Genomic DNA, 16,908 nt, shown 5'->3' with positions numbered 1-16,908 from the left:
TGTGGACGTAAAGCGTCAGCAGTCCACACAACCGGCCCCGGAGGCCCGTCACCGCACCCACCACAAACCCAGCCCGCCGCAGGCGCAACGGCGAGGAACCACCGCGGCGCCGCAGACAACTACGTATGGGGGCGCCGCAAAGCGCGCAACGGCGAGAAACCCCCGCGGCGGGACGGCCAAGTACGTAGGGGGCACCGCAAAGCGGTTTGTTGCAGCCTTGTGGCAGGCCGCCCCGCGCCCTTGCCGGGCCCCCCGCCCCGCGGCCTAGAGTCGGGAGCACAGCGCAACTTGGCCGTGTGCCCGAGTGGTTCAGGGGCTCGCCTGCAAAGCGAGTTACGTGGGTTCGAATCCCGCCACGGCCTCCGAGGGACAGCCTTGGAAGCGGCCCGCCACGTGGCGGGCCGCTTTCGTGTGGGGTGGTTACTGCTGGATCACCTGGGCGACCGCCGCCTGGGGGCGGATCGGGAGGCGGCCGATGGGGCGGCCGGTGGCGGCGCGGACCGCGGAGGCCACCGCGGCCGGGGAGGTGACCACCGGGACGGCGCTGGCGGGCTTGGCGCCGAAGGGGGCGACCACGTCGCGTTCCTCGACGAGTTTGACGATGCGGATGTCGGGGGCGTCGAGCGCGGTCGGCAGGGCGTAGCCGGTCAGGTCGGGGTGGCGGACCTGGCCGCGGGTGGTGCGGAGGTTCTCCATCAGGGCGGCGCCCAGGCCCTGGGTGACGCCCGCCTCGATACGGGCCCGCAGCTGGGCGGGGTTGAGGATCCGGCCGACGTCCTGGGCGACGGTCATCTCGACGACCCTGATGGTGCCCAGTTCGATGTCGACGTCCGCGACGCAGCGGATGGCACAGAAGGCGAGCCCGACGAAGGCGTCGCCCTGGCCCTCGTCGTCCAGCGGCTCGGTGGGGTGCGGGCGGCACTGGGCGGTGGCCCAGAGTTCCTTGCCGTCCAGGGCCTCGGCGACGGTGGTGCTGAGCACGCCGTCGTACGAGGTGATCTTGCCGTCGCTGATCTGGAGGAGCTCGGTGGACATGCCGAACTTGTGGGCCAGCGGCTGGAGGAGCTGGGTGCGGACCATCTTGGCGGCGCGCTCGACGGCGCCGCCGGAGACCCAGGTGTGCCGGCCGTGGCAGGCCGGTCCGGCCGGGGGCTGGTCAGTGTCGACGCCGGCGACGTGCACCTCGTCGATCCCGAGGGTCTCCTGGACGATCTGCCGGGCCAGGGTGGAGAAGCCCGAACCGGTCTCCACCGCGGCGCAGATGACGGTCGCGACCGAGCCGCTGACCTTGACGGTGGCGGTGGAGACCTCGTCGGTGCCCTCCGCGCCCAGCATGTGCACCATGCCCAGCGCGTAGCCGACGCCGCGGCGCACCGCGCCCGGTTCGCCCGCGCCCTCGGGCCCGCCCGGCAGCAGCCAATCCGCTTCGGGGGCGTCCTTGGGCAGTTCGGGCAGCGGCGCCTCCTTGACGGCGAGCAGGAGCTCGGCCACCGGGGCGGGGCAGGTCACCGTCTGGCCCGTGGGGAGCAGATCGCCGGTGGCCATGACGTTGCGCAGCCGGATCTCGTGCGGGTCCAGGCCCAGAGCGGCGGCGAGCTTGTCCATCTGGCCCTCGTAGGCGGCGCAGACCTGCATCGCGCCCTCGCCGCGGACGTGGCCGGACGGCGGGTTGTTGGTGCGCACCGCCCAGCCGTCGACGACCGCGTGCGGGACGACGTACGGGCCGCAGGCGAAGGAGACGGCGGCGGCCAGCGCGTCGGCGGAGGTGTCCGCGTACGCGCCGGCGTCCATCAGGATCTGCGCCTCGACCTTGACCAGCTTGCCGTCGGCGTCCGCGTGGTGGCGGTAGCGCAGCAGCGTGGGGTGGCGGTGGGCGTGCGCGAGGAAGGACTCCTCGCGGGTGGCGGCCAGTTTGACCGGGCAGCCGGTGCGCAGCGCCAGCAGGCCGAGCGGGAGCTGGATGCCGGGGTCCTCGCGGTCGGCGGTGGCGCCGGGGACGCCGGTGACCACGACCTTGACCTGCTCGGGGGTCAGGCCGAAGGAGGCGGCGGCCAGGTCGCGGTCGGTGTGCGGGTCGGTGGAGGCGGTGTAGATCTCCACGCCGCCGTCGGGGCGGGGCACGGCGAGTCCGGCCTCGGCCCCGATGGGGGCCGGGTCCTGGCGGCCGATCCGGTAGAGGCCCTCGACCATCACCTCGCCCATGGCGTCGGCGTCACCGAAGCGGAGCGGGATGTGCCGGATGAGGTTGCCGTCGGGGTGCAGCGGCTCGGCCTCGAAGGCGAGCTGGGGGTCGGTGACCGGCTCCAGGACCTCGTACTCGACGGCGATGGCGGCAGCGGCCAGCCGCGCCGTGTCGGGGTGGTCGGCGGCCACCGCGGCGATCGGCTCGCCGTGGTGGCGGACCTCGTCCTTGGCGAACACCGGGCGGTCGGCGGTGCCCCGGCCGTGGCCGGCGTCCCCGGGCACGTCCTCGTGCGTGACGACGACGCGGACGCCGGGCATCTCGGCCGCGTGCTTGGTGTCGACGGACAGGATCCGGGCGCGCGGGTGCGGGGAGCGCAGCACCGCCGCCCACAGCAGGCCCTCGGCCCACAGGTCGGCCGCGTACGGGAAGGTGCCCTCGGTCTTCGCCGGCGCGTCCGCGGACGGCAGGGAGACGCCCAGGCCGTGCAGCGGCGCCTCCGCGGGCATCTCGACGCCCGCGGCGGGGGTCGCGGTGACGGCGCCGGCGCCCTCGGACGTTCCGGTCATGCCGAGCCTCCCGGGTACGGATCCTGGTCGTGCGGGGCGTGGCCCATGGGGTCGGCGGGGCCCGCCTGGTGGGGGATGCGTGCGGTGTCCGACGGGGGCGCCCCGGTCTCGTCGTCCGCCTCGTAGGCGGCCGCGGCGGCCTCCGCACGGGACTTGACGACCTCTTCGACGGCGTCCAGCACGCCCCGGTAACCGGAGCAGCGGCACAGGTTGCCGCACAGCGCCTTACGGGTCTCCAGTTCGCTGGGGGCGTGGTTGCCCTCCAGGAGGTCGTGCACGGTCATCGCCATGCCCGGTACGCAGAAGCCGCACTGCACGGCACCGGAGGCGGCGAGCGCGCGCTGCACGTCGGAGGGCACGCCGTTCTCCGCGAGCCCCTCGACCGTGCGGACCTCGCTGCCGGCCGTGGTGGCGGCGGGCACCAGGCAGGAGGCCACCAGGCGTCCGTCCACCTGGACCGAGCAGGCGCCGCACTCCCCCTGGGAGCAGCCGTCCTTGGCCCCGGCCAGACCGAGGCGCTCGCGCAGCACGTAGAGCAGAGATTCGCCGATCCAGGCGTCGGTGACCGGCCGGTCGATGCCGTTGACGCGCAGCACGTAGGAGGCGGCGGGGTGTTCGTCGTGCGGGGCGGGCTCGTCCGCGGCGTGGGCGGGGGCGGCGGACGGGTCGTCGTCGTCCGGGGTGGCCGGGGCGGCGGCCGTGTCCTCGGGGGCGGCCGGGGCGTCGTCCGGGGCCGGGGCCTCGGAGGGCGCGGGGGCCGTTGCCGCGCCGGCGGGGGCGTCGGGCGCGTCGGGCACGTCCGGCGAAGGTGACGAAGCGGGCGCGGCGGCCGGCTCCGGGGCGGCGCCGTCCGTGGCCGCGGTGAACTCCGCGGTGTGCTCCGGCTGTTGGGCGGTCCGCTCGGGCTGCTGGACGGCGTGGTCCGGCCGCTGTGCGGTGTGCTCCGGCCGCGTCGCAGGTTCGGCGGCCGCGGGGGCCGTCCAGGCGTCGGCGGCGGCCGGGGGTGCGGGCGCGTCCGCCGCGGCGTCGTGGTGGTCCGTCACCGCGTCGTCGTGCGGCGGCCGCTCCGGCTCCGCGGCCGGCGGCCACTGGGCGAGCGCGTCGGCCGGCAGCGACCAGTGGCCGGTCGCGCCGGCGGCGGGGTCCGGCCCGGTGCCCTGGTCGTGGCCCGGCGCCCGACCGTGGTCCGCGAGGCCGTTGCCGGGCGCGTAACCGCCGTTCGGGGAGCCGTTGAAGGGATCGTCCGCCGACGGTGCCGGGGCGTGCCCCTGGGGCTCCTCGGCGGCCGTGTGGGTGCCGCTGGTGGCGCTCAGGCCGGCGGTGAAGTTCCAGTGGCCGGTGTGGGCGGTGTCGGCGGTCTCCGCCGTGGTGGCGGCGCTCTCGTACGCGCCGGAACCCGGGTAGCCACCGCCCTGGTAGCCGGCGCCGCCGGTGCCCGGGAGGCCCGGGTGGCCCGACGGATGCGGCGGGCCGGCCGGGTGGCCCGTCAGCCGGTCGTCGCCGACCAGGTACTCACCGGACTCCTCCAGTCCGTCGTCCGCCGCCGGGATGCTCCAGGAGGCGGCGGCCTCGGCGCTGCCCGCCACCGGCCACTCCACGGTGTCCGGGCCCCACGGCCGGGCGGCCTCGGGTGCGCCGCCCTGGTAGACCGCGGGGCCGCCCTGGTGGGCGGGGTCGTGCGCGGGCGCGCCGTATCCGGTGGAGGGGTCGGCGTAGCCGTCGGTCCGGTCGGTGAACGGCATGGTCCACTGGCCGGTGGCCGCGGGGTCGCTGCCCGCTTCGGGGGCCTGCGGCGCGGCCGGGTGCGGGGTGAAGGACGCCGGCGGGGTGTAGCCGTGGCCGGGTGCGGCGAGCGGGTCGGCCCCCGGGGTGGGGTAGCCGGGCGTCCGGCCGCCGTAGACCCCGGTGGTGAAGCCCTCGGGGAGCTGGACGAAGGCCGTGGCCTCGGACTCGTACTCGCCGCCCTGCGGCAGTGGCTGCCAGCCCTGGTCGGCGTGCGGCTGCTGCGGATGACGGTGGTCTTCGCTCACGAGAGCGCCCTCCCAAGTGCGCGGCGGGCCAGGGCTGCCACCGTACGGCGCAGGTGAAGTGCGGCCGGCGGCAGGGTCGCCGGTTCGGAACCGTCCTCCGGCGGGGCCGGGTCGGGGATACAGGCGGCGGCGACGTAGTCCCCGAAGGCCGTCAGGGCCTCGGGCACCAGGCCGCGTTCGCCGTCCCAGTCGATGAGCGAGGCCACCCACTGCTCGGCCTCCAGGGGGCGCAGCGGCATCGCGGCGACCGCGCCGACCGCGCAGCGCACCCCGCGCCGGGCGGGGTCGAGGACCAGCGCCACCGACGCGGTGGCCCGGCCGGGGCCGGTGCGGCCGGTGGCCTTGAGGAAGGCCTGCGGGGCGTGCAGCAGCGGCACCCGTACGAAGCCGACGAGTTCGCCGGGGTGCAGCATCTCGCGGCCGGCCAGGAGGTGGCTGACCGGGATCTCACGGCGGGCGCCCCCGGGGCCGGCGATGATCACCGTGGCCTCCAGGGCGGCGAGCACCGGGAGCGTGTCGCCCGTGGGGGCGGAGGTGACGATGTTGCCGCCGAGGGTGCCGGCGTTGCGGATCTGCGGCGGGCCGGCCGCGCGCGCGGCGGCGGCCAGTCCGGGGATGAGGGCGGCGAAGTCGGGGCGTCCCATACGGGCGAGGGTCAGGCCGGCACCGAGCAGCGCATGGCCGTCCAGGTACTGCCAGCCGCGGATCTCGCTGATCCGGCCGAGGCCCACCAGGGCCGCGGGTCTGAGGAGTCCGGCGTTGACCGCCGCCATGAGGTCGGTGCCGCCCGCGACGGGCACGGCGGCGGGCATGGCGGTGAGTGCCGCCACGGCCTCGTCGAGCGAGGCCGGCAACGTCACCGTGTGCGACGCGTGCGGTGCGTGCGTGGTCAAGCCAGCTGCCCCTTCCCCGGTGGTGTCCCGGCAGTTCCGCTCCGCCGTACGGTACGTGCTCACAGCCCGGACGTGGCAACTCTGGCACATCTTCCCGGACCCTCGGCGCGAGGGTCCGCGAAGGGACGATCCGTCCCCGGACAGGGTGCTGGTCCGGATTCGTCCGCCACCGCCGGTGAAGTCCGCGGTCGGGCCCGCCGGCGGGGCGTGGTGCGGGAGCGGGGTGCGCCCGGGCGGGGCGCACGCCGTCGTACGGCGGTGCTCGGTACGGCGGTGCGGGGAGGAACCGCCGTGTGTACCACCGTCCCAGGGTCCGGCCGTACGGGCGCCCTCCTTGCACCGGGGCTCACACGTTTGGGGGCGCCCCGTCGATCGGGCGTCCGAGCACCCCGGGACGTTTCTGCCAGGGACGGGGGCCGCCGGGTGGCCGGTAGTCGACGCCGAGGGCGTCGAGACGGCCGTAGTGGACGGCCATCCGGCGCAGGAAGTCCTGGTGGTCGCGGTCGGCCGGCGCGGGCAGGTGGGACCAGGCGACCTCGGCGAACGCGGCGAGCCGGGGGAAGACCTGGTAGTCGAGGCGCTGCTGACTGTCCATGACCTCGGTCCAGGCGTTGGCCTGGGTACCCAGGACGTGCGCGGCCTGCTCGGCCGTCAGCTCCGGCGGCACCGGCTCGAAGCGGTAGACGTCCTCCAGGGTCCGTACGTAGCCGATCGGCACCGGCTCGTCCGGGGACGGGTCCTGACGGTGGTCCAGGTAGACCTGCTGTTCGGGGCACATGACGACGTCGTGGCCGGATTTGGCGGCCGCGACCCCGCCGGCGTAGCCCCGCCAGGAGGAGACCGCCGCTCCCTCGGCCAGGCCGCCTTCGAGGATCTCGTCCCAGCCGATGAGCCGCCGGCCGCGGTCGGCGAGCCAGCGGTCGAAGTGCCGGATGAACCAGCTCTGCAGCTCGTCCTCGCCGGCCAGCGAGAGTTCGGCGATCCGGGCCCGGGCGGTGGCGGAGGCCCGCCACTGGTCCTTGGGGCACTCGTCGCCGCCGATGTGCACGAAGCGGGACGGGAAGAGTTCGAGGACCTCTTCGAGGACGTGCTCGTAGAACCGCAGGGTGGTGTCGGTGGGTGCCAGTACGTTGGGGTTGACGCCCCAGGTGTCCCAGACCTTCAGGGAGGTGGTGTCGACGACGTCGGTGTTGCCGAGTTCCGGGTACGCGGCGATGGCGGCCTGCGAGTGTCCGGGGACGTCGATCTCGGGGACGACGGTGATGTGCCGGCGGGCGGCGTAGGCGACGATCTCGCGGAGGTCGTCCTGGGTGTAGTAGCCGCCGTGCGGGCGCTCGTCCCAGAGCGGGGAGGCCCGGTGGCCGAGTTTGGTGCGGGCGCGCCAGGCGCCGGTTCCGGTCAGCTTCGGGTAGCGCCGGATCTCGATGCGCCAGCCCTGGTCGTCGGTCAGGTGCAGGTGCAGGACGTTGAGTTTGTGCGCGGCGAGCAGGTCGAGGTAGCGCAGCACGCCGTCCTTGGGCAGGAAGTGCCGGGCGACGTCGAGCAGCATGCCGCGCCAGCCGAAGCGGGGGGCGTCCTCGACGGTCAGTTGCGGGAGGGCGGCGGGCCGGCCGGGGGTGAGCGGGGCGCGGCGGAAGGCGTGCGGGCCGAGGAGCTGACGGAGCGTCTGGGCGCCCCAGAAGACACCGGCCGGGCCGCCGCCGGTGATCCGGACGCCCCAGCGGGCGTCGGCCTCCATGCGGTAGCCCTCCGCGGGCAGGGCCGGGTCGAGGGCCAGCGCGAGGGTGTCGGTGGCGTCGGCGGAGCCGGGCGGCAGCGGCAGGCCGAAGGCGTCGCCGAGGGTGGCCCGCAGCCACAGCGCGGTGTCCTCGGTGCCGGGTGCGGCGGCGAGCGCGGTGTCCGGGCCGAGCCGGACGGCGCTGCCGGAGGGCGCGTCGATGCTGAGCGGCGCGGGAATCAGGCCGGCGCCCGGTGGGTGCGGGGTATGGGGGTCGGGCACGGATGCGGTGCCGGGGGCCGGTGGTGCCGCGGGGGCGTCCGGGTGGTGCGTGGGGCCGTCGGTGTCCGGCATGCCGTCTGTCCTCCACCGCGCCCCCGGGCCCGGGACCGGCCGGCGCTGTAGGCGTACGGAGAGCACCCGCCCGTGCCGCGGGCGATGTCACGGACGGTGCCGCGGGCGGTGTCGGGGTCGATGCTGCCAGCTGCCGGTCCGGCAGGGCCGGTGATCCGGCCAACTCGTCGCCGGCCTGCCGTCATCCCGGAGGAAGAGGGTCAGGTGTCGGCGCGCGGGTGTGCGGGCACGACGGCGGGCCCGGGCCCCGAAAGGTCCGGACCCGTGCCCGCGGGGGGCCGTGGGCGGCGGTTACTTCTTGCCGCCGTCCTTGCCGCCCTTGTCCTTGTCGCCACCGGCGCCCATGGACTCGTAGATCTCCTTGCACATGGGGCAGACCGGGTACTTCTTCGGGTCGCGGCCCGGGACCCAGACCTTGCCGCAGAGCGCCACGACGGGGGTACCGTCGAGCGCGCTCGCCATGATCTTGTCCTTCTGGACGTAGTGGGCGAAGCGCTCGTGGTCGCCGTCGCCGTGCGACACCTGCGGTGTCGGCTCTACGAGGGTCCCCGTACCTGCCCCGCGCTCGGGCTCAAGAGTGCTCATAGCTGCCAAGGGTACTCACGCCCGCGACGACCCGGGAGCGACGGCCCGCCGCCGGATGGAGCGCGGGACCCGCCGCCGCGACACCCGCCGCCGGGCCCGCCCGGGCATCCGCCGGGCCCGCCCTCTCAGGAAGCCGAAGCGACCGCCAGCCCGCCGCGGTCGCCGGAGGTCAGGCCCAGCTTCTCGGCGAAGGCCAGCGCGGCCTCCGGCCGGACCTCGTACCAGGAGTCCTGGTCGCAGACCGCGGCCAGCAGCGCGGCGATCTCCGGCCCGCCGACCGCACGGGCCTCGGCGGCGGCGATGAAGGCGCGGACCGCGTCCGCCGCGTCGACCTCGGTCTCCGTACGGGCCACGAGGTCGTCCACGATCCGGCCGATCGACGCGTCACCGGGGGCGGCCCAGCTCATCGCCATCTCCAGGCCGTCGTCCGGCAGCTTCTCGGGATACGGGGCGCGGGCCCAGGCGCCGTCCTGCCACCAGTAGACGAATCCGAAGAGGTTCCCCTGGGCGTCGTCGGTCAGCTGCTCCCAGGGCAGCCATGCGGGCCCGCCGGCCAGGAAGTCGATCTGGCGGTCGCCGCTGTGGGTGTAGCTGCCGTCCGAGTCCTGGCCGCAGAGCAGCGCCCGGCCGCCGTCGTACAGCTTCAGCCGCCACCAGTAGCTGCCGCCGCCGTTCCAGCACTCGAGTCCGTGCTTCCCCCAGGAGAACTCGTCCCAGTCGTCGACCGCCGCGGCGACCACCGCGAGCGTCGCGGCCCGCGCCCACAGCCGCTCCGGATGGTCCAGGTCCCCGGGCACACTCGGCCTGTGCATAGGCACTCTCCCCCGCTGTCCTGCGCGGCCCCGCCGACGCGGCCGCACACCGTCCCCTGTCACTCGAACCATAGCGACGGGCACTGACAATTCCTCATGACGAAGCCGTCACAATAATCCAGCGCTCAACAAAAAATCCGGCGTTCCGCGGGACCTCCCCCGCGGCCGGCCGGCCGGTCGTCGCGATCAGTTCAGCGACGGGTCGTCCGGGTACGTGGCCACCATCGCCAGCTCGTTGCGCTGCCGCCGCAGGACCGCGCGCCAGAGCTGTTCCGGGTCGGGCGAGGAGACGTCGCCCGGTTCGGACTCGACGACGTACCAGGCGCCCTCGACCAGCTCGTCCTCCAGCTGGCCCGGGCCCCAGCCCGCGTAGCCGGCGAAGATCCGCAGGCTGCCGAGCACGGCCGCGAGGAGCTCGGGCGGGGCCTCCAGATCGACCAGGCCGATCGCGCCGTGCACCCGCCGCCAGCCCAGCGGCTCCTCGGCCGGCTGCACGCCCGCGCGGTCGGCGACCTGCGCGCCGGCCGTCTCCCCCGCCTCGGCGCCGGGGCCGGCACCGGTACCCATGGGGGGCGTGCCGCCCTCGCCAAAGGCCCCGCCGGGCACCACCGCCACCCCGAGCGCCGAATCCAGCGAGACCGGGCCGCCCTGGAAGACCACGCCCGGCTCACCGGTCAGCGCGGCCCAGGGCGCGAGGATGTCCGCGACGCCCACCGGGGTGGGGCGGTTGAGGACCACGCCGAGGGAGCCCTCCTCGTCGTGGTCGAGGAGCAGCACCACCGCGCGGTCGAAGTTCGGGTCCGCAAGCGCGGGCGTCGCGACGAGCAGCCGGCCTGTGAGCGAGGACACCTCGGTCATGGCCACATGATCCCGCACTTCTGGCCCGAGCGGGGGGTCAAAGCCGTGACCGGTGCGAGCGCAGAGCAGGGCGTACGGCGGCAGCCCCGGCGCACGGTACCGGCCCCTGTGGAGCGCCGGTCCCAATCCGGCTTCGTCACAGTGCATTTAAGACAATCTGCAACTTTTCCGCCAAAAGGCGATTACAGATCAAAGGGTGACCGTAGCCGAGCGTGTTGTGACAAAGCCATTACATGCTCAGAGGCTGCACGGGCTTACGGGCACCCCCTCGGACGCCCTTACCATTTCAGCTTGGCCCTGCCCGTCTCCAGGAACGCGAGATCCATGACCGTCTCTACTGACGACGTACTGCTTGTCCACGGCGGCACCCCGCTGGAGGGCGAGATCCGGGTTCGCGGTGCGAAGAACCTTGTGCCCAAGGCCATGGTCGCCGCCCTGCTCGGCAGCGGACCCAGCCGGCTGCGCAACGTGCCCGACATCCGCGACGTACGCGTGGTGCGCGGACTGCTGCAGCTGCACGGCGTCACGGTCCGCCCGGGCGACGAGCCCGGCGAGCTGGTCCTCGACCCGTCGCACGTGGAGAGCGCCAACGTCGCCGACATCGACGCGCACGCCGGCTCCTCGCGGATCCCGATCCTGTTCTGCGGCCCGCTGCTGCACCGCCTCGGCCACGCCTTCATCCCGGGCCTGGGCGGCTGTGACATCGGCGGCCGCCCGGTGGACTTCCACTTCGACGTGCTGCGCCAGTTCGGCGCGAAGATCGAGAAGCGCGACGACGGGCAGTACCTGGAGGCGCCGCACCGGCTGCGCGGCACCAAGATCCGGCTGCCGTACCCGTCGGTCGGCTCGACCGAGCAGGTGCTGCTGACCGCCGTCCTGGCGGAGGGCGTCACCGAGCTGTCGAACGCCGCGGTGGAGCCGGAGATCGAGGACCTGATCTGCGTGCTGCAGAAGATGGGCGCGATCATCTCCATGGACACCGACCGGACGATCCGGATCACCGGTGTCGACAAGCTCAACGGCTACACCCACCGGGCCCTCCCGGACCGCCTGGAAGCCGCCTCCTGGGCGTCCGCGGCGCTCGCCACCGAGGGCAACATCTACGTCCGGGGCGCCCAGCAGCGCTCCATGATGACCTTCCTCAACACCTTCCGGAAGGTCGGCGGCGCCTTCGAGATCGACGACGAGGGCATCCGCTTCTGGCACCCGGGCGGCTCGCTCAACGCCATCGCCCTGGAGACCGACGTCCACCCCGGTTTCCAGACCGACTGGCAGCAGCCGCTGGTCGTCGCCCTCACCCAGGCGTCCGGCCTGTCCATCGTGCACGAGACGGTCTACGAGTCCCGGCTCGGCTTCACCTCCGCCCTCAACCAGATGGGCGCGCACATCCAGCTCTACCGGGAGTGCCTGGGCGGCTCGGCCTGCCGCTTCGGCCAGCGCAACTTCCTGCACTCCGCGGTGGTCTCCGGGCCGACCAAGCTGCAGGGCTCCGACCTGGTCATCCCGGACCTGCGCGGTGGCTTCTCGTACCTGATCGCGGCGCTGGCGGCGCAGGGCACCTCCCGGGTGCACGGCATCGACCTGATCAACCGCGGCTACGAGAACTTCATGGAGAAGCTCGTCGAGCTGGGCGGCCATGTGGAGCTGCCCAACGGGGCGCTGAGCCACTGATGACGCCCGGGCACCACGGCGCGCCGCGCCGACGCCCGTAGGACCACGCCGCACGGGGCGGCCACCAGACGGTGGCCGCCCCTCACGGCTTTCTGGGGCCGTCCGGCGCCGCGGGGCGGCCCGGGAGGTGCCGGGCGCCCTTTCCGGCCCCGTACGGCCGTGGTGGCGCCCCGGGAGGGGCCGTGGGGACGGTGCGGCGGGGCCGTGCGGTGGGCGGGTACGACGAAGGCGGCCGCCCCCGTCGGGGCAGCCGCCTCGTTACGCCGTTTCGGGGCCTTACTTGCCCTTGGCGGCTTCCTTGAGCTTGGAGCCCGCGGACACCTTCACGCTGTAGCCGGCCGGGATCTGGATCGGGTCGCCGGTCTGCGGGTTGCGCGCGGTGCGAGCGGCACGGTGGGTGCGCTCGAAGGTCAGGAAGCCGGGGATGGTGACCTTCTCGTCGCCCTTGGCGACGACCTCGCCGGTCACCTCGGCGAGGGCGGCCAGAACGGCGTCGGCGTCCTTACGGGTCACCTCGGCGCGATCGGCCAGAGCGGCCACCAGCTCACTGCGGTTCATGTTTGTACTCCCGTGTTCTTCTTGCCAATGAGGCGTGCCACGCGGCAAAGCCGCATGTTGGGCACAGCGAAGCCGATGCTGCCAGGGTCCTCGGACAGTCCCCGGACCCGGGTCTGCCTGCCAGACCCTCGCGCCCGAATACGCATCCTGCCCCTACCTGCGGCAGTAAAGCCAATCCGGCGCCCTGGCGGGTCACACGAAAAGCGCCACTGCCACATGGTGATGACGTTCCGCACCGTCCCGCTCCGGGCCGGAGCCACAGGATGGCGGCCATTGCTGCCCGCCACCCTATGGGGGCCGTCGGGACGGCGTGTCCCGCGACGCGCCGTGGTCAGACCGTCGTGGCCGTCGTCACAGCCGGGTCACTGCCCTTGGCCGCGTCCCGCACCGCACCGGCCACCGCGCCCGCGACCTTCTCGTTGAAGACGCTGGGAATGATGTAGTTCGGGTTGACCTCGTCCTCCAGGACGACGTCCGCGAGGGCGCGGGCCGCGGCCAGCATCATCTCGGTGTTCACGGTACGGGAGTGGGCGTCCAGGAGGCCGCGGAATACCCCGGGGAACACCAGGACGTTGTTGATCTGGTTCGGGAAGTCGGAGCGGCCGGTGGCCACGACGGCGGCGGTCTGCCGGGCGATGGCCGGGTCGACCTCGGGGTCGGGGTTGGCGAGTGCGAACACGATCGCACCCTCGGCCATCTTGGCCACGTCGTCGCCGTCGAGGACGTTGGGCGCCGAGACGCCGATGAAGACGTCCGCGCCGACCACGGCCTCCTTGAGGGTGCCGGTGACGCCCTCGGGGTTGGTGTTGTCGGCGATCCAGCGCAGCGCGGAGTCCGGGTCGGCGTCGACCAGGTCCGTGCGGCCGGCGTGCACCACGCCGTGGATGTCGGCGACGACGGCGTGCCCGACGCCGGCGGCCAGCAGCAGCTTGAGGATGGCGGTGCCGGCCGCGCCGGCACCGGACATCACGACCCGGACGTCCTCGATCTTCTTGCCGACGACGCGCAGCGCGTTGGTGAGGGCGGCGAGCACCACGATGGCGGTGCCGTGCTGGTCGTCGTGGAAGACCGGGATGTCCAGCGCCTCACGCAGCCGCGCCTCGATCTCGAAGCAGCGGGGCGCGGAGATGTCCTCCAGGTTGATGCCGGCGAAGCCGGGGGCGATGGCCTTGACGATCTCCACGATGGCGTCGGTGTCCTGGGTGTCCAGGCACAGCGGCCAGGCGTCGATGCCGGCGAAGCGCTTGAAGAGGGCCGCCTTGCCCTCCATGACGGGCAGCGCGGCCTTGGGGCCGATGTTGCCCAGGCCCAGGACCGCGGAGCCGTCCGTGACGACCGCGACGCTGTTGCGCTTGATCGTCAGCCGGCGGGCGTCCTCGGGGTTGTCGGCGATGGCCTGGCAGACCCGGGCGACGCCGGGGGTGTAGACCATGGAGAGGTCGTCGCGGTTGCGGATCGGGTGCTTCGACGACATCTCGATCTTGCCGCCGAGGTGCATCAGGAACGTACGGTCGGACACCTTGCCGAGCGAGACGCCCTCGATGTTGCGGAGCTGCGCGACGATCTCGTTGGCGTGCGCGGTCGAGGTGGCCGCGATCGTGACGTCGATGCGGAGCTTCTCGTGCCCGGACGCAGTGACGTCGAGGCCGGTCACCGAGCCTCCGTGGGACTCGACGGCCGTGGTGAGCTGGGAGACCGCGGTTCCGCTCGCGGGCACCTCCAGCCGGACCGTCATCGAGTAGGAGACGCTGGGCGCCGTTGCCATGGCCGACTTCCTCTGCTTTCACCGTTTCGCTGTGTATCGCTGCGTGTCACAGCGTTGTGCCGTCCGATCGTCGCACCTACCCCTGAGTACGCGGTAGCCGCCCGGAGTTCCGTGCGTTGTGTTCACCACCAGGGGGCGACTTCGGAAATCTACTTCCACCATACGAGAAATGATCAGCCAAGCAAAGAGGCCCACGTCACGTGGTGACGTGGGCCTCGAAAAGTTAACGACACCGACCCGCCATGCTCGCCTCGCGGCAAGTGGTCGCTCGTAGCGACGATGGTTGGGCCCGGGGGCTTGGATCGAGCCGGTGCCGTCACCCAGGCTAACAAACCATCTCCGGAAGCGAATCCCGTCGCGGGGTACGGATTTCAGGTCCCCCCGGACGGGCCCGCCGGGCTCAGTCCCGCAGCAGGTCGGGCACCCCGGCCGGGTCCGGCTGGTCGCGCTCGGCGGACAGCACGGTCAGCTGCTGGGTGGCCCGGGTCAGCGCCACGTACAGCACCCGCAGCCCGGCCGGGGACTCGTCGGCGATCTCGGCCGGCGACACCACCAGCGTGGCGTCGTACTCCAGCCCCTTCGCCTCCAGGGAGCCCAGCGCCACCACCCGGTCACCGAGCGGGGCCAGCCAGCGGCGGGCCTGTTCGCGGCGGTGCATCGCCACCACGACGCCGACCGTGCCGTCCACCTCGCCCAGCAGCCGCTCGGCCTCCGCCGCCGTGGCGGCGGCCAGCGCGGCCTCGCCGGCGGGCCCGGCACCGTCCCCGACGAGCGCGAAACGCGGTTGAAGGCCCGTCGAACGGACCGCCTTCGGGGACTGCATCCCGGGCATCGCCAGGGCCAGCACCTTCCCGGCCAGCTCGGCGATCTCCGCCGGATTGCGGTAGTTGACGGTGAGGGTGAAGCGGCGGCGCGGGCGGGTGCCGAGCGCCTCGTCGCGGGCGGCGGCCGCCTCGTCCGGGTCGGACCACGAGGACTGCGCCGGGTCGCCGACCACGGTCCAGGTGGCGTGCCGGCCACGGCGGCCGACCATCCGCCACTGCATGGGCGTCAAGTCCTGCGCCTCGTCGACGATCACATGGGCGTAGTCGGTGCGCTCCTCCTCCAGGCGCTCGCGCCGGCCGCGGCCGCCGCCGTTGCGGTCCGCGTACGTCGTCAGCTCCTCCAGGCCGGTCAGATGCTCCAGCGGGTCGGCCTCGCGCGGCCGGGCCGGGCGCATCGGGGCGCCGAGGATCTGCTGCAGCTCGTCCAGCAGGGCGACGTCGTGCACCGACAGCGGGCCGTGCCCCGAGGCGTCCAACCGGCCCAGCGAACGGGCCAGTTGGCGCACCTCGCGCGGGTTGAGGACGCGGCGCGCCCAGCGGCCCAGCAGCTTCTCGTCGGCCATCGCGGCGAGCACCCCGCGCGGGGTCAGCTCGGGCCACCAGGCGTCCAGGAACTCCTGGAACGAGGTCTCGGTGACGAGGTCCTCGTCGAAGCCCCCACGGGCCTCGGCGGCGAGCTCGGGGTCGGTGTAGCGGCGGCCGGCGCCCGACCTGGCCCACAGGGCGTCCAGGATCAGCCGGCGGGCCCGGGGGCGCAGCAGGTTGACGGGCGCGGTGCCGCCGAGCGCGGACTGCCGGATGGCGCGCAGCTCATCGGCGTCCAGCTCGATCCGGGAGCCGAAGGCGACGACCCGGAGCCGGTCGGTCCGTACCGCCGGCGCGCTCTCCTCGTCGTCACCGAACGCGAGCTGGCCCGCCGGACCCGAAGGGGGCGCGGTGCCGCCCGGGGCCAGTTCCAGGGCGGCCCGGGCGGCCTTGCGCAGCAGCTTCTGCATCCGCGACGAGCCCTTGATGCGGGCCACCGCCGGCGGGTCGTAGGCGGTCGCCTCGGCGCCGTCGACGAGCGAGCCGAGCGCCCGGATGGCGACCTGGCCCTCCTCGCCGAGGGACGGCAGCACGCCCTCGGTGTAGGCGACCAGCAGCGGCGTCGGGGAGACGATCAGGATGCCGCCGGCGTAACGGCGGCGGTCCTGGTAGAGGAGGTAGGCGGCACGGTGCAGGGCGACCGCCGTCTTGCCGGTGCCCGGCCCGCCCTCGACCTCGGTGACGGAGGCGGCGGGCGCCCGGATCACCATGTCCTGCTCGGCCTGGATGGACGCGACGATGTCCCGCATGGTGTGGCTGCGGGCCCGGCCGAGCGCGGCCATCAGCGCGCCGTCACCGATCGCCGGGAGCTCCTCGCCGTCCAGGGTGGCGGTGATCTCCGGGCGCATCAGGTCGTCCTCGACGCCGAGCACCTTGCGGCCCTTGGAACGGATCACCCGGCGGCGGACGACCCGGCCGGGCGCCACCGGGGTGGCGCGGTAGAAGGGTGCGGCGGCCGGCGCCCGCCAGTCGATGACCAGCGGGGAATAGTCCGCGTCGAGGACGCCGAGCCGGCCGATGTGCAGCGTCTCGGCGATCTTGGCGCTGTTGTTCTCGATCGCGCCCTCCGCGGGCTCGACGGAGGTGTACGCGCCGTCCGGACCCTTCTTGCCGTCCTTGCCGAGGAGCAGGTCGATCCGCCCGAAGAGGAAGTCCTCGTACTCGGAGTTCAGCCGGTGGAGATGGACACCGGCCTGGAAGACCTGGGCGTCACGCTCGGCGTACGCGCCGGGCGTGCCGACCTGGCCGCGCTTGGCGGCGTCGTCCATGAGGAACTCCGCCTCGTGGATCTTCTCCTCGAGGCGCCGGTAGACGCGGTCCAGGTGCGTCTGCTCGGCCTCGATCTCGCGGGCGCGAACCGATTCCGAGGCGTGGTCCGGTGCGTGCGTGGCGTTGTGCGCGGCCACCCAGGCCCCCTTCTGCTGTGCGTAGGGCAGCCGTCAACCGTACGCGAACCGGGCACCGTGCGCACCTGGTAAGAAGGACAAATCTGGGCGGATTCGGTC

At 73.8% G+C, this 16,908-nt stretch carries 11 protein-coding genes and 1 tRNA gene; 2 read left to right on the top strand and 10 right to left on the bottom strand.

The annotated features are described in order from the left end of the window. The first annotated feature begins 290 nt into the window (after positions 1-290). Positions 291-362, top strand: a tRNA-Cys gene (locus ACGF4C_RS33595). A 58-nt stretch (positions 363-420) separates the two neighbouring features. On the opposite strand, the gene ACGF4C_RS33590 is transcribed toward ACGF4C_RS33595, so the two are convergent. The 7 genes from ACGF4C_RS33590 to ACGF4C_RS33560 all read right to left on the bottom strand — a co-directional run bounded on the left by ACGF4C_RS33590 (position 421) and on the right by ACGF4C_RS33560 (position 10,000). Beyond that, positions 421-2,751 carry a xanthine dehydrogenase family protein molybdopterin-binding subunit gene (locus ACGF4C_RS33590; RefSeq protein WP_393571503.1) on the bottom strand — a complete coding sequence of 777 codons (2,331 nt, stop codon included), beginning with the start codon at positions 2,749-2,751 and terminating at the stop codon, positions 421-423. Further along, positions 2,748-4,781, bottom strand: a complete 2,034-nt coding sequence (locus ACGF4C_RS33585; RefSeq protein WP_393571501.1) for a 2Fe-2S iron-sulfur cluster-binding protein — start codon at positions 4,779-4,781, stop codon at positions 2,748-2,750. The genes ACGF4C_RS33590 and ACGF4C_RS33585 overlap by 4 nt, the downstream gene beginning before the upstream one ends. After that, positions 4,778-5,674, bottom strand: a complete 897-nt coding sequence (locus ACGF4C_RS33580; protein ID WP_030414536.1) for a xanthine dehydrogenase family protein subunit M — start codon at positions 5,672-5,674, stop codon at positions 4,778-4,780. The genes ACGF4C_RS33585 and ACGF4C_RS33580 overlap by 4 nt, the downstream gene beginning before the upstream one ends. 346 nt (positions 5,675-6,020) lie before the next feature. Further along, on the bottom strand, positions 6,021-7,745 hold the full coding sequence (locus ACGF4C_RS33575; protein ID WP_393571499.1) for a beta-N-acetylhexosaminidase: 1,725 nt from the start codon (positions 7,743-7,745) through the stop codon (positions 6,021-6,023). A 291-nt stretch (positions 7,746-8,036) separates the two neighbouring features. Continuing rightward, positions 8,037-8,330 carry a DUF3039 domain-containing protein gene (locus tag ACGF4C_RS33570; protein ID WP_037809130.1) on the bottom strand — a complete coding sequence of 98 codons (294 nt, stop codon included), beginning with the start codon at positions 8,328-8,330 and terminating at the stop codon, positions 8,037-8,039. Between the two features lie 125 nt (positions 8,331-8,455). Further along, a complete protein-coding gene (locus tag ACGF4C_RS33565; protein WP_393571496.1) occupies positions 8,456-9,142 on the bottom strand; it encodes a hypothetical protein in 687 nt (228 codons plus the stop codon). A gap of 186 nt (positions 9,143-9,328) precedes the next feature. After that, complete coding sequence (locus ACGF4C_RS33560; protein ID WP_393571494.1) at positions 9,329-10,000, bottom strand: YqgE/AlgH family protein; 672 nt, start codon at positions 9,998-10,000, stop codon at positions 9,329-9,331. Between the two features lie 324 nt (positions 10,001-10,324). Between ACGF4C_RS33560 and murA the strand changes: the two genes are divergently transcribed. Further along, positions 10,325-11,671, top strand: a complete 1,347-nt coding sequence (gene murA / locus ACGF4C_RS33555; RefSeq protein ID WP_393571492.1) for a UDP-N-acetylglucosamine 1-carboxyvinyltransferase — start codon at positions 10,325-10,327, stop codon at positions 11,669-11,671. Between the two features lie 276 nt (positions 11,672-11,947). Here murA and ACGF4C_RS33550 read toward each other — a convergent pair whose 3' ends face one another. From ACGF4C_RS33550 to ACGF4C_RS33540, 3 genes are all read right to left on the bottom strand, one after another. Further along, a complete protein-coding gene (locus ACGF4C_RS33550) occupies positions 11,948-12,229 on the bottom strand; it encodes an HU family DNA-binding protein (protein ID WP_006605312.1) in 282 nt (93 codons plus the stop codon). Positions 12,230-12,560: 331 nt separating this feature from the next. Then, positions 12,561-13,994 (bottom strand): NAD-dependent malic enzyme, encoded by a 1,434-nt coding sequence (locus ACGF4C_RS33545; RefSeq protein ID WP_362142255.1) that lies wholly within the window; start codon positions 13,992-13,994, stop codon positions 12,561-12,563. Between the two features lie 400 nt (positions 13,995-14,394). Continuing rightward, entirely contained in the window at positions 14,395-16,809 is a 2,415-nt protein-coding gene (locus tag ACGF4C_RS33540) for a HelD family protein (protein WP_393571489.1), read from the bottom strand. Positions 16,810-16,908 lie beyond the last annotated feature (99 nt).

The organism is Streptomyces sp. NPDC048197, assembly GCF_043202395.1.
In the GTDB taxonomy this organism is placed as follows: Bacteria; Actinomycetota; Actinomycetes; order Streptomycetales; family Streptomycetaceae; genus Streptomyces; species Streptomyces siderophoricus.
Note: the sequence above shows the minus strand (reverse complement) of the source record. Positions and strands in the feature narration are given on the sequence as shown.